9 protein-coding genes are annotated in these 14,110 nt (G+C 58.4%); 2 read left to right on the top strand and 7 right to left on the bottom strand.

Annotated features, from left to right (window positions below; genetic code table 11):
• Positions 1–31: 31 nt before the first annotated feature.
• Positions 32–961: a triacylglycerol lipase gene (locus tag K787_RS0116275; protein WP_022963876.1), complete on the bottom strand. Its 930-nt coding sequence runs from the start codon at positions 959–961 to the stop codon at positions 32–34.
• Between the two features lie 345 nt (positions 962–1,306).
• Between K787_RS0116275 and K787_RS0116270 the strand changes: the two genes are divergently transcribed.
• Both K787_RS0116270 and K787_RS0116265 read left to right on the top strand, forming a co-directional pair.
• Positions 1,307–1,768 (top strand): NfeD family protein, encoded by a 462-nt coding sequence (locus tag K787_RS0116270; protein WP_022963875.1) that lies wholly within the window; start codon positions 1,307–1,309, stop codon positions 1,766–1,768.
• Positions 1,769–1,813: 45 nt separating this feature from the next.
• Positions 1,814–2,737: an SPFH domain-containing protein gene (locus K787_RS0116265; protein ID WP_022963874.1), complete on the top strand. Its 924-nt coding sequence runs from the start codon at positions 1,814–1,816 to the stop codon at positions 2,735–2,737.
• Positions 2,738–2,800: 63 nt separating this feature from the next.
• Here K787_RS0116265 and K787_RS0116260 read toward each other — a convergent pair whose 3' ends face one another.
• The 6 genes from K787_RS0116260 to K787_RS0116235 all read right to left on the bottom strand — a co-directional run.
• Positions 2,801–5,938, bottom strand: coding sequence for an efflux RND transporter permease subunit (locus K787_RS0116260; RefSeq protein ID WP_022963873.1), 3,138 nt, complete (start codon positions 5,936–5,938; stop codon positions 2,801–2,803).
• Positions 5,935–7,194 (bottom strand): efflux RND transporter periplasmic adaptor subunit, encoded by a 1,260-nt coding sequence (locus K787_RS23440; protein WP_022963872.1) that lies wholly within the window; start codon positions 7,192–7,194, stop codon positions 5,935–5,937. The genes K787_RS0116260 and K787_RS23440 overlap by 4 nt, the downstream gene beginning before the upstream one ends.
• Before the next feature lie 205 nt (positions 7,195–7,399).
• Entirely contained in the window at positions 7,400–8,728 is a 1,329-nt protein-coding gene (locus K787_RS0116250) for a DUF1329 domain-containing protein (protein WP_022963871.1), read from the bottom strand.
• Between the two features lie 15 nt (positions 8,729–8,743).
• Complete coding sequence (locus tag K787_RS0116245) at positions 8,744–10,624, bottom strand: DUF1302 family protein (protein ID WP_022963870.1); 1,881 nt, start codon at positions 10,622–10,624, stop codon at positions 8,744–8,746.
• Between the two features lie 46 nt (positions 10,625–10,670).
• Entirely contained in the window at positions 10,671–13,124 is a 2,454-nt protein-coding gene (locus K787_RS23435; protein WP_022963869.1) for an efflux RND transporter permease subunit, read from the bottom strand.
• Positions 13,125–13,134: 10 nt separating this feature from the next.
• A partial coding sequence (locus tag K787_RS0116235) for a WD40/YVTN/BNR-like repeat-containing protein (protein ID WP_022963868.1) occupies positions 13,135–14,110 on the bottom strand: 976 nt, incomplete at its 5' end.

Below are 14,110 nucleotides of genomic sequence, written 5' to 3'. Positions count from 1 at the left end.
CAGGGTCGGCCAGATTGCTATAGACCGGTTCCTACAGACCAGCGTTCTTCAGCCGGTTGGCATGTTGGCGATAGACCGACACCGGATTGGTTTCAAAGATGCTGGTCAGGCCAAAGACTTGGTTGACTTCATCCAGGTGATTCATGCGGTAGTTATCGCGAATGACCGTGCCTAGCCGCGAGCTGCAACGACCCACCAGACCATCGTTAGCCTCGAAGCCGAACGGGATGGCACTGGCACCCAGCATTACATCAGACACGTCAAAGACGTTGGTCAGAGGGCTGGTACCGCTCCATGAGTAATAGCGCACACCGTTCACGCTGGCCGCTCCGCTACCACAGGCACTGGTTGGCAGGCCCTGGGGGAAGCGCGCGTTGAACTGCGCAGCACCCACAGAGTTCAGCGACTCCAGCGCACCCAGTGCGTTCTGCGGCGTCGTGGTGTTGCCGCCGGAGAGAAAGTTGATCAGCCCACCCAGGCCGTTGACGATACCGGCAAGAACCGTCTCACCAGCTGAACCAGGCGGTACGTTGCGGATAAAGTCGGCGGTTTTTGATCCCTTGTGCGGCGCACCGACGCTGGTCACCGAAGCAATCAGGTCGGGCCTGACGGCAGCAACGTAGCGTATGGTCGGTCCGCCATGGCTATGGCCAATCAAGTTGACCTTGGGCTTGCCACTGATCGCGACAATGTTCTGCACCTGTTGCAACAACTGCTCGCCGCGCTTTTCCGAGGTGTCCAGTTGGCTTACGGAGCTGACATACACGCTGGCACCGCCACTGCGCAGGTTTGCCGGAATGCCATACCAGTAATTGATGCCCAGAATGTTATCGAAGCCGAGCATGCCGTGGGCAAGGACGATGGGGTATTGGGTTTTGGTGTAGTTGGCCTGTGCTTGACCGCAGACGGTCACGGTGGCGACCAGCCCGAGTGCCAGGGCGAGCCTGGTTCTGATTTGCATAAGGAAGTGTCCTTTGTGTCTTGGAGCATTATTTTTGTTGTGTGCGACGACATCTGACGATACGCCGGATCAGCATAGACGGGGGCTGGAATGAATTGAAGAAGCGCCGGGCGGGATCGAGGTCAAGACTAAGGGTCTGTTTTATGACTCATCAGTCGCGGCGTCTGCTCCGGCATGATTCATTAGATAAATCAGATGAACGGCAATTCAGCTGTTGGTTGTTCTTATCAGCGCTCATATGCTTTGCGTTTGCTCAAGCAATTCCGGCTGTGTCTGAAGGATTAAAATGGCGCGTCATCTGTTAATGTAAATGCCTTGTACGCGCCAGTAATAAGGATTGAGACCATGGTGGAAAGCACGCTGTTTAACGGATATGCCTTCTGGCTGCTGCTGGGGCTGTTATTGCTCGCCTCGGAGTTCTTTGTCCCTGGGCTGATTGCTGCGTTTTTCGGGCTGGGCGCGTTGGTAGTGGGTCTGCTCACCCTGTTGGGCATAATCGAGTCGGCTAGCGTTCAGTTGATCTGCTTTGCGGCCGTCAGTCTGGTCGCCCTCTTTGGCTTGAGGCGGCACTGCCAACGCTGGCTCAAGGGCACCGAGGGCGATCGCTCGCTCAAGGATATGGACGATGCTGGTTTTATTGGCGCGCGGGTGCAGGTGCTTGAGGATTTCGTCGATGGCGTGGGCGATGTATTGCTCAACGGCGCGAAATGGGACGCTGAGTCCAATGAGGCGTTAATCGCAGGTGAGCATGCTTGGGTGACGGATCATAATGGCATCGTACTCAAGGTCAGCCGGCAGCGGCCATGAGCAGATTTCAGTTTTTTAATAAGTAATATATAACGGAGCAAGTACATGGATATTGCAACAATGATTTCGTTGGCGTTTCTGGTATTGGTCGTCATCGCGGTGGCCAAGACAGCCCGTATCGTCCCGCAGCGATCAGCCTTTATTGTCGAGCGTCTGGGCAAGTATGCGAAGACCTTGGAAGCCGGTTTTCACTTGCTGGTACCCTTTGTTGATCGGGTTTCCTACAAGCACACGCTAAAGGAAGAGGCCATTGATGTGCCCAGCCAGGCCTGCGTGACCAAAGACAACATTCAGGTTGTGGTTAACGGCGTGCTCTATCTTCAGGTGGTGGATCCCAAGCTGGCCAGTTATGGCATTAACGATTATCGCTATGCGGCCATGCAGTTGGCGCAAACCACGTTGCGTTCGGTGGTCGGCAAGATTGAACTGGACAAGACTTTTGAGGAGCGTGAAACCATTAACACCCAGGTGGTGTTAGCGCTGGACGAAGCGGCCCAGCCATGGGGTGTCAAGGTGTTGCGTTATGAGATTGCCGATATCGAGCTGCCGGCAACCATTCTGGACGCGTTGGAAAAACAGATGCGCGCCGAGCGGGAACGTCGCGCCGTAGTTGCCCAGTCTGAAGGTGAGCGGGAAGCCAAGATCAACGTGTCCGAAGGTATGAAGCAGGAGACGATTAACCTGTCCGAGGCTGACAAGCAGCGTCAGATCAACGAAGCCGAAGGTCGTGCCCGTGAAATCCAACTGATCGCCGAAGCGACTGCAGAAGGCCTGCGACGTGTTGCCGAAGCGATTAACACCGAAGGCGGCAAGGATGCGGTCGGCCTGCGGGTTGCCGAGCAGTACGTACGTGAGTTCGGCAAGCTGGCCAAGACCAACAACACCATGATTTTGCCCGCGGAGTTGACCAATATCGGCTCTGCCGTGGCTGCGATTACCAAGACCATGGAAAGCGTCAAGCAGTCCTGATCTGGTCTATTGATCAGCGCTTGAAAAAAACCCGGCAGATGCCGGGTTTTTTCTGCGCGATGTTTAGCTGGTGTGCGCTGGGCGGGGGCTGCGGCGTTCCTTGAACTCTTCCAGCACCGACATCAGTGCGGGGATTACCAGCAGCACCAGCAGGGTCGAGAAGCCCAGGCCGAAAGCAATGGAGGTGGCCATCGGAATCAGGAACTGGGCCTGCAATGAGGTTTCAAACAGCAGTGGCAACAGGCCGCCGATGGTAGTTAGCGACGTCAGCAACACCGCTCGCAAGCGTTGCACCACGGCCTCATTCAAGGCTTCGCCAATATTCAGACCGCGCTTGCGTTGCTGTTGATAAAAACTCACCAGAATAATCGAGTTATTGACGACAATGCCGGACAGGCCGAACAGCCCAAACAGCGACAGTATTGTCATGTTCAAGCCCATGAACCAATGCCCCAGCAAGGCGCCCACTAGGGCCAGTGGGATCACTGCCATGACGATCAATGGCGTACTCCAGGACGAAAAGACCCAGACCAGCACCGCATACATCAGCAGCAGGCCGATGATCAGACCGGTGCGCATGTCGCCCAGGGTTTCGCGCTGATCGGCCGAGCGCCCCTCGAAGCTGTAGCGCACATTATATTGGGCCGCGAGTTCTGGCAGCGCGTTGGACAGTGCGGCGATCACCTGGCCGGCAGTGGTCTGGGTGGCGTCGAGATCAGCAGTGACCTCTACTGCCAGGCGTCCTTCCGCGTGGCGTAGGGCTTCAAAGCCCTGGCGTGTGTCGAACTCGGCGACCTGATTGAGGGGTACGAAGCGGCCATCGTCCAAGCGGATAGCCAGATCATTCAAACTGCCCAACTGCTCGCGCTCGGCGCGCGGCAGTTGTACGCGAACCTCGATCTCATCCGATTGTTGCTGGTAGATCTGCGCCAGACGACCGTCATAGGCGGCGCGTAGCTGTCGGCCAAGACTCTGAGTGCTCAGCCCTAGTGACTGACCATAGGGCGTCAGGCTGTAGATCAACTGCTCGCGGCCCCAAGGCATATCGTCTTGTGTACTGACGACCCCAGAGATACCCGCGAGCATGACCGACACTGCTTCGGCCGCTAACTTGAGCTGGGTGGGGCTGTCGCCGGTCAGTCGCACGTTAACGTCCTTGCCCGGCGGGCCGCCGGTGCGTTCGGTAATGATCAACTGATCGATACCGGCGGGCAGCTGGATGCGTTCGCGCCAGGCGCGGATAAAGGCAATATTACGCACGTCGCGATGATCCGGCGAGGCCAGCTCCACGGTGATCGAGCCCAGTTGGTCGCCCAGGCGTCCGGCACCTGATGCGCCCACGGCTTCACCGCGGCGGACGATGGCGTTGTCGATCAGATGCACGCCGAAGCTGTCTTCGGTTTGATTCAAGGTGTCCTGCAAATGCTCCAGGAAGGCATCGACCTGTGCTTTGGGTGTGCCCGCAACAAAATTGGCGTTGGCGTAGATCGCCTGCGGTTCGGGCGTGGGGAAAAAGCTGAAACCGATGCGCCCGCCGCTGATCAGGCCGATGGTCAGAATGATACTGACCAGCGCGCAGGCCAGGGTGGCGCTGCGATGCCGGAGGGTAAGTTGGGAAAAACGCCGGAAGCGGCCCTCGCGGAAGTGGTCGAAGTGCCGATCAAAGCCCTGGCGGACGCGATCCACACGGCGCCCGCCACGTTGCAGCAGGCTGTTCCCGGTTGATACCGCCGCCGGCTTGAAAGCGTTGCGCAGATGATGCGGGAGTACTACAAAACACTCCAGCAATGAGGCAATCAGCACGCAGATCATCACAATCGGAATGTCGCCGAGAATATTGCCGAAAATGCCACCCACGACCAACAGGGGCATGAACGCGGCGATGGTCGTCAGTGACGAGGCCACCACCGGCCAGAGCATGCGGTTGGCAGCACCCTCCGAGGCATACGCCGGGTTCTCGCCGTGGCGAAAGTGCGCATCGGCGTCCTCTCCAACCACAATGGCATCATCAACGATGACCCCCAGCGCCATGATCAGCGCGAACAGCGAGATCATATTGATCGAGCCACCAATCAGCCAGAACACCCCCAGCGCGGCGAGAAAGGCCGTAGGAATACCTACCGCAACCCAAAGTGCGACGCGGCCTGGCAGGAACAGATAGAGCAGCAGCAGCACCAGCGCCAAACCGCCGATGCCGTTGCTGACGAGCAGGCTGATGCGGTCATTGATCAGTTGCCAGGCCTGGTCGTAAACGTCAACGGAAATACCCGGAGGCAGCGTTGGTTCGACTTCTTCCAACCAGTTGGTGAGAATATTCGCCGAGGCCAGGGAGTCGCCATTTTCGGCGCGCTGAAGCAGTAGTTCGACTGCGGGATAGTCCTTGTGCCGGAGTTCCAACTGATTGCGCATCGACTCCTGACGAATAGCGGCAACGTCACCGAGGCGGACATAATTGACCCCGCCGGGTTGCAGTGGCAGATTGGCAAACTGCTCCGGATTGCGCCGCTGCTCGATCGCGCGCAACTCGCGCGCGGAGTCAAGCTCACCCGCCAGGCCAGCGGGCAAGTCGCTGGATTCCGCCGCGACCCGCTCGGCGATCTGATCCAGCGACATGCCCATTTGTTGCAGCTGGCTGTTAGGCACTTCGATGCTGATCTGCTGGGCCGGCAAGCCGCGAATGTCGATACGATCAATACCCCGGCTGAGCAGGTCGCGTTCGTAACGGTAAGCCAGGCTGCGTAGTTCATGGTCGGCATAGGGTCCGTAGATCACCAGCGTCGCGATGGGGTCGAAGCGCGCCACGCGCATGACTTCCGGACGCTCAGCATCAGCCGGCAGGTTACGGAACTCATCAACCTGCTGGCGCGCATCATCCAGCGCGATGATCGCATCGGTGCCCTCGATAAACTCCAGGGTAATGTTCGAGATACCCTGGGCGGAGGTAGAGGTCATCGACTTCAGCCCCTCCAGGCTGCGCAGGCGTTGCTCCAGTGGCTGGGTAATAGCCTGTTCGATATCCTCTGCCGCGGCACCGCTCCAGACCACACGTACGGTGACAAAATCCAGTGCAAAGGTAGGGAAGAACTGGATGTTCATCCGCATCAAACCGAGCACGCCGACCATCAGCATGACCAGCATCACCAGGTTGGCAGCGACCTTGTTCCGAACAAAAAAGCCGACCGGACTGGTTGGGCGGGTCATTCAGCGGCCTCCGCAGGCGTTACTACCTCGCCTACCTCGCCGGTCTCCACTTTCAGCCCCTGCAGGGCGTTAGGCAGATGCGTAGTAACAACCCGCATGCCTGGCTCCAGTGCATCTGAATGCACGAGGATCCAGCGCTGCCCATCGTCCCGACGTGTTTCCCCTACCCGCTGGACCTCGACGCGTGACAGCCGACCGTCTACCAGTGCATATACGGTGTCGTTGCCGTAGAGCGCGCTGTAGGGCAGCGCCACGCTATTTTGACTGGCTGGCTTGGACACACTGATGGCCAGCAGGTTGCCGATTCTCAGTCCGGCGACGGGCTGGTCGAGGGTAAACAGCGCCTCCACCCCGCGGGCGTCTGCCTGACCGGCAATGCGCTCTAGTGTCATGCTCAGCGGCGGCAGCGTTTCCAGAGTGCGGGCAACCAGTTGCTGGCCCGCAGCCAATGCCTGGATAAATTCCTGAGCATGGATTTGCGGTAGGCTGGCGCGTAATTCCATACCGTCGATGGGGTAGAAGTCCAGCAGCGGCGCGTTGGCATTGACCTGATCACCCTCGGCGACTTCGACACTGCCAACCACGCCAGCAAAAGGCGCCATAAAGCGGCTGCGGTTGGCATCGCGGTGCATGCTTTCCAGGGTCGCCTGAGCACGCTCGGAGCGCGCCTGCAATGCCGCCAGCCGTGAGTCGTGACTATCGAGACTGCGTTGCCGGGTAGCCACCGTCAGGGCCGCGCGCTCGACCACATCCTGCGCATTATCCAGCTCCGCGCGGGACACCAGCTCGCGACCGACCAGTTGCTCTATACGTTTAAAGCTCTTTTCGGCGTTTTCGAGTATGCGCCGCTCCAGGGCGAGCGCTTGCCGGTCATTGCGGTGGTTCAGCTGTTCGCTGAGCAGTTGTGCCTGAGCGTCGGCCAGGTCCGCCTCGGCTTGTTTAACCCGCGGGACTATGTCTGCTTCATCTAATGCCACCAGCAAGGTGCCCTGCTCAACGGTCTGCCCGTCACGAACCGACAGCTCGCCAATTCGCCCGGCCATGGGTGCCACCACGGTGAAGCGTCGTGGTGATTCAAGTTGGCCATAGAGCGTCAGGCTCGATTGCAATGCCTCGGGTTGGATGTCCATGACGTCAACTCGCCAGCTGCGTTCCTGGGGCTCGACTGGCGCGGGTACGTCGCGGGTGACGCGCAGCACTACGAACACAAGAATGCCGAAGCTGATGATGAGTATGGGTACGAGGCGCTTGCGCATGGATGATCCTGACTGAGCGAAATGCCGTTCTGTATAGCCTGCTTGCTTGTGCTGGGGCAATAGCTGCAGGAGAAAAGGATATTGCCTAGTGTGCCTTTATAAATACTTTAATAGCGCTTTCCCGTGCTAGTTCTTGCGCGTCCAGCAAAAAAAAAGCCCGCATTGCGCAGGCTTAAAGTCGGAGCAGCTTACCCAACCAACACACTCAGTTGCCGGTAGCGCGCATGTGCTGAACGCTGAACATATCCGGTGTGCTCAAGCTAGGATTAACTTGGCCCTTGAACTGGCCGGTGGTGCAATGCATTGCCTGGACGTCGATCATGCTGAAGCTGTCATCAATCGATACGCCCGTGCCCTTATTGGCAGGCAGGTGGTGATCGGGGTGCGCCTGCCCGATGGTGAAGGTCTTCCACAGGTTGCCGCTGCGGTCATAGGAAACGGTACGCGGGATAGTGAAGGTTTGTGCATCGATGAAATGCACGCGCTTGGACAGTGGGTGGCTGCTGTCAACCGGCGATGCCTCTACCTCATAGACCTTGCGCAGTTGCCAGGTAATGTTCGGGAAACAGCCGCCTTGACCACTAAAGGCCACTACCTGATAGCCGTCGCTGTCGCTGTGGGTTTCCGCATCCAGTTTTAGGTCGTTGTGGTTGTAGAAGGGCATCAGCATGTGACGGGTGCCTTTGTAGCTCCAGTTCATGTCGGAGATGCGGCCGTTGTACCCTTCGAAATCTTCAATCATCAGATCGGAGCCGAGAAACGCATCGGTTACCTGACCCGTTGCCAAACGGCGCACGCGGCGCTGAAAGCCCAGATACAGCCAGGAGTTGTCACGCTTGAGGTCATCCTGCGCGCGGTGAATCAATAGCTGAGTGTTGCGTACGTCATAGGGCTCCAGTACCTGCACGTAGATGCCGCGAAAAAGTTCAGAGGGGTTGGGCGTTACCGCCGGGACCGGCTGGTGGTTGACCCGGCCAGTGAAATTCAGAAAGTGGAAGTTGAACTTGATGGTTCGCTCCAGCTTGCCCGAATTCATGTCCCGGTATTTCCAGTAGAAAGGCGCAATTGCTGCACTATCACCCCAGTTGTAACCGTACTTGTAATTCCAGGCGAGCTTTTCGCCCGCCCGGGGGTCGCTGGCATCAGGTTCTTCAAGGAATGGCCGGCCAGCGACCCAACCGTTTATTTCGCCTGGGGTGGCACCCAGGGAGACCTGGCCCAGACCGCTGCGGCTGGCCTCGATGTAGCCTGGGTGCAGATCGAAGGAGGTGGTCTCGCCGACAGTAACCTCCAGCCAGCCCTGTTCGATAAAGGAGGCAAAGGCCGGATCGATGATGTCCTTGAACTGGGCCAGGTTGCCCTGGTTGATGACCAAGCCAGCTTGGAGGCCATCATGAGAGGGCACCTCGTCCTTATAGGGATGGAAGCTGCTGTCTATCAATGCGTCATTCGCCAACACACTGGCGCTGAACAGACTGGCGACTATGCCGGCAGTAAGGATAGCGTGGGTAAAATGTTTGAGATTCTTGTTCATTGTTGTTCCTCGTAATCAGAAGCTGTAACGAACGGTCAGCTGCAGTTCGTCTTCTTTTTGCGCCATGCCAATCGGGCCCGCGCGGAAACGTCCCAGCGGTTCATAGCCACCTAAGCCCAGGCTCTGGCCTGCGGGGTGGCCGGAAAAGGCGGCGGTGAAGGGGTCCCAGGGGTTGCAGCTGCGGCAGTCGTCAAACTCGCGGGCCCCGCGCCCGACCTTTATGTTGGCGCCGCCGGTGATTTTCAGCCGGTCGTTGACTAGCCATTCGATACTGGGTGCGATGGCAGTGGCTTCGGCCTTGAAGTCATGTGCTGCGAGGATTTGCGGGCTCAAACGGTCGTTCATCCACCAGCCCTTGACCAGCAGGGTGCCGATAAAGTTGTGTTTCCAATCCGGCATGCCAACCTTGCCCGCCGGGCCGTCCTTCACCTGATGCTCGTGAATTTTTTGACCGAACAATTGACCAGAGAACAGGAACGCGCGCTTGCGATTAAGGAAGGGCAGGAAGATGTTCTTGTCTGCCCCGACCACAAAGCGGGTTACATCAGACTCGGAGTACAGGCGTGACTGCAGGGTATTGGCGAACTCCTCACCTTCGGTATGCGCTACTTCCATACGGAATACGGTGTCGATTCCTTGCGCGTAATAGTCCAGCGAACCACCGATCAAATTGACCCGTGGGAAGTGGATATCGAAGGCGATCAGGCTTGGCCAGGCTGCGACCTCGCCGGTGAAACCGTTCTGACCGGGAACGCCACCGCGCAGCGATGGCAATTGCGATCGGTAGGTCAACGCGTTCAGCGAAAAGCCGATGTCGCCATAGACCCCTTCCAGTTTGATGCCGAACTGACCGTTGGAAAGGCTCCAAGCGGGCATATGGGCCTTGCGAATACCAATTTGGCCGGGGCCGAAATCAGTCGCCAGCACGCCGCCGGCAAAGTTGGAGACGGTACCGCCGTTTTCCCAGAGGTTGTTCATGCCACGGAAAAAGCAGGCGGCATCGAGGATATTGTTCGGCGAGCCGCATTGACCAATATCATGTGGCCGGAAACGGTCGAAGTTCCAGACGAAGGACAGGTTCAGGTCATCGAAAATCTCCCCCGGACCCATGCGGTAGTCAGTTTTTAGTATCCACATGGGGATGCGAATATCCTGCAGCTCGTCATAGATATTATTGCGCGAAAAATCCACCGGGTTGATTACGTCAAGTACACGGAAAAGATCGGTGCGACCCCAGACGACCTGCTGTTTGCCCAGTCGGGTACTGAGAATATGACCGTTATCCAGACCATAGTCGAAGTCCACGTACAGCTCGCGGATAAAGTCCAGACGATCATTGAACTCGCTGTAGCGCAGGTCGTCGGTGTCCTTGTCGAGGTAGCCTTTGATACAGCCCCGGCTGTCTACATCACAGGGGCGTACCGGTACGCCAAAGGCGACGCCACCGTCGGTGTTATGCAGGTGTTCGCCCAGTACCACCATGCCTTCGTTGGGGTTGTTGGCCACATCGAAGGTGTTCGGCAGCTTCAGGCCGCCGCCATGGGGCACGCTGTTGCCGCCGCCGATATTTTCAAGCATCACTGGGCCACCAGCGTTGCGCCCGTATTCGTTCTTGTTCAGGTCATAGACGCCGTCGTAGGAGCCGCGCAAGACGGCGTTCCAGGAAACGTTACTGAACAGACCAAACTCACCGATCTTGCGCTCGGCATTCAATTGCATGGTATTGCGGAATTTGGACAACCCCACGCTATCGCGAACGAAGGTGGCATTCTCGTAGTAACCGGAGTATCTGATTTCCTCATCAGCGATCGCGCTGGCGAGGGGCGTCAGAACCAGACCGGCGCTTCCAAGCAGAGACAGGCTCCAGTGCTTCAGGCCTTTTATTGTTGTTTGCATGGCAGTTCCTCTTGCAGGGTGGAATGGGTGCGCTGACGGGGTGCCGTCAGGTGGCGCCCTGTATCAGCCCATCCCCCGCCCCATGCCGGGCAGATGACGGGAATGCTTCGTCGGGGTAACGGTCGGCATGCAGCACGCCGTCCTCATCCACGTAAACATCGGTAATAAAGCGCGGGCGCATGACCAGAACCCATGCCGGGACCAGCAGCATGGCGGCAATGCCGTTGATGACGATCATCACGCACAACAGCATGGCCGCATCGGCCTGGAAGCGCAGGTCAGAGAGCAACACCCACATGATGATCCCGGCCATCAGGGTGATCGCGGTAAAGCTGATCGCCATGCCGGTGGTGGCAATGGAGCGCCGCACCGCGTCGCGCAGATCACCGGTCTTGGCCATTTCTTCGCGGATGCGATCCATCATGTAGATCGAGTAGTCGATGCCGACGCCGATGCCTACGGCAATCACCGGCACGGTATTGATGTCGATGCCCAGCCCGCTGATGCCCATATAGCCGTAGGTCAATGCGGTGGCGAAAAACATTGCCAGCAGCATCATCAGGCCAGCGTGCCAGGAGGTGTAGAACAGCATGACAAAGGCAAAAATCAGCAGGAATACCAGGGGCAGTACAATCAGGTTGGTCTCGAACGCGGACTCGTTCATCGCTGCTGCCACGCCCATGGTGCCGCCGGCCAGGCGAATTGTCAGACCCTCAACCTTGCCTTGGTTGGCATCGATCCACTGCTGCGCCATATACATGGCCCGGCGGATCGTCTCGCCCTGCCGGTCTTTGTAATAGAAGACCAGGTTGGCGATGCGATCGTCGGTATCGTTGAACTCGTTCAGCGCGCCGGGAATGGGGCTGGAGGCCATGTAGGTGAACATCAGCCCGCCTACATAATCTGCATCGTGGGGGATCTGGAACCAGCGCGGGTCATCATTGTGCATTAGCCGGTTGACCTGTTTGACCAGGTCGGGGAGTCCCTTGCTGCCACCTACGCCTGGGTCGCCAAGCATATGCGCCTGCAAGTCACCCATAGCTCGCAGTACCTCCGGACGCTTTAAGCCGCCAACTTCATCGTGCTCGGCAATGATGTACAGCTCTTCCGAGCCGGGGAAACGGTCGTTCACCTCCTTCGAGGAAAGGTTGTAGTCATGCTCTGGATAGAGGATCGGCGAGCCGGGCTCCGAGTCCCCGATGCGCACGTTGGAGGCGGAGATCAGCCCGACGATGATCGCCAGCGCGGCAATGCCCAGCACGATCGGTGCCGCGCCGGGACGTGATAGGGTGCGTGCACAGGCGCCGCCGACATAGCGCAGGGCCGTTTCGCGCAGTTCCGGATTTTTTGGCGTGGGCAGAATCGACAGTAGCAGCGGCACGCCGATCAGTACCGTGAGGATGACGGTCGAGGCCCACAACGAGGCATAAATACCCAGTTTGGTATTCAGCGCGATGGAGCCGATGGCAATCAGCGACAAGCCGACCGCGTCCGAGACCACGCCCAGCGAGCCTGGCCGGAACAGGCTCTCAAAAGTGGCACGAGCGGCCAGTTGGCCATTGCCTAGCGTGCGCACTTCGGCGTAGTAACGCTCGACCAATTGCACGCCATGGCTCATGGCGCGGGCGGCAATCAGGAAGGGGATAACCAGGCCCAGGGGGTCAAGATTGAAGCCCAACAGGCTGATGATGCCTAGCCCCCAGATCGTCGAGACCATCACGCCACCTAGCGGGATGAGCACGCCATAGGCCTTGCGAAAATGAAAGATCAGCAGCGCGAGCATGATCAGCACCGTGAAGATGAAGATCTGCAGAATCTGGTCCATATAGGTGTAGGCCCAGCCGACCAGCACCGGTTGGCCGGTGGCGTAGATGGTCATCCCGTCGCGGGCTTCTTTTTCCCGCAGCAGTTGCAGTTGAGCGAAGGTGTTTTCGTAATCCAGCTGGCCTTCGATCAATTGCGCCTTGACTAGCGCCATCTTGAAGTCCGGCGATACCAGCGGCCCGTAGATGCGTGGGTTGGCGGCCACATCGGCGCGCATGTTGGCCAGTTGCTCTTCGCTGTACTCATTCTGCTGGGCGTCGAAATAGGGCTCTGAATTGATCGATCCGACCTCGGTCAACCAGATCTTGCGTGAGTTACGATGGGTTACGCTGGTGACCAGGTTATGGTTGACGCCGGACAGGTTGTCGACTGCGTGGGTGATGCGGTCAATGGTGGCCAGATTGGTGTTGCTGAAGATGTCGCCCTGTTCAAAGGCAACCCCCACCACCAGCACGTTTGCGCCGCCGAAGCTGTCCTTGATGCTGTTGTGCAGCTCGATATAGGGATGCTGTTGGGGTAGCAGATCGGCAAAATCGGTGTAGATTTTCAACCCCGGTATGCGTAGGGCAAATAACAGCGTGAGCAACGCAATGGCGACCAGTACCTTGCGTGGATTGTTGAAAACCCACACTTCGAGGCCGTGCATGGCATGGGTAAAGCGGTGCATTCCAGGCATGTCGGTATCCTCAGTCAGTGCTGGCCGCCAGGGCCTTTGGGAGTGCGATATTCAGCAATAGTCCGCGGCCACCAGCGGCCAACAGATGTTGATTGGGCAGCAAGCGTCCGGCTCGTAGGTACAGGGGCTGTTCGGGGGTAGGCAGGGATGTCCAGTGCTGGCCGCGTAGCTGCAGTACGGTGGCGTTCTCGCCGACCGCATAGAGACCTTGTGGCCCATCGATAAAACCAAATACCGGCGCTTCGGTCCCGGTCGGCTGGCGATGCCAGGTTTCCCCGGCATCACCGGTGTACCAGATAAAGCCGTTCAACCCGCCTACCCAGCCCTGCTCCAGGGACAGGTAGTGGCTGGCGTGCGGGTAGAACTCATCCGGCAGGCTGCCGGAGGGCTCCCAGTTGCGACCGCCGTCGTGGGTAATGAAGCGCAAACCGTATTCACCGCTGACAATCGCCTGCTCGGCATTGATGAATTGCAGCGTGGTGAAAATGGCGTCCTCGTCTAGGCTGACCTCGTCCCAGCTCTGGCCTTGATCAGCACTGCTCTGCAGGGTGCTGAATGCACCGGCGGCCCACCAACTGCCATCCGGTGCGCAGGTCGCGGCCATCATCTGCTCACTGCTGGGTAAGGCGTGAGCAGTCCAGGTCTCAGCTAGGGCATCGGCATACCAAAGCTGATTGTCGAAACTCAGGGCAATAAAACTGCCATCCGGGCAGACATCCAGATCGATCAGACTCATGTCGGTAGGTAACTGCTGGCGCTGCCATTGCTGGCCATTGTCCAGGCTGCTGATCACCACACCTTGATTGCCTACCAGCAAGGTGATCTCAGCGTTGCTGGCCATGGCCTGGTAGAAGTCAGTGCGCTGGGTGGATTGTTCTGCCTGTCGGGCAACAGCGTTCAGATCAAGGGCGGCTTCGCAGCCGGCTAGCACAGCGCCAAGGCTGGCAAGAGCGAGAGGGGGAAAAAGCCGGGGCGGCGGCAAAAAC

Source organism: Halopseudomonas pelagia CL-AP6 (assembly GCF_000410875.1).
Classification (GTDB): domain Bacteria; phylum Pseudomonadota; class Gammaproteobacteria; order Pseudomonadales; family Pseudomonadaceae; genus Halopseudomonas; species Halopseudomonas pelagia.
The sequence above is the reverse complement of the archived record's forward strand: the minus strand, read 5'-3'. Positions and strand labels throughout refer to the sequence as shown.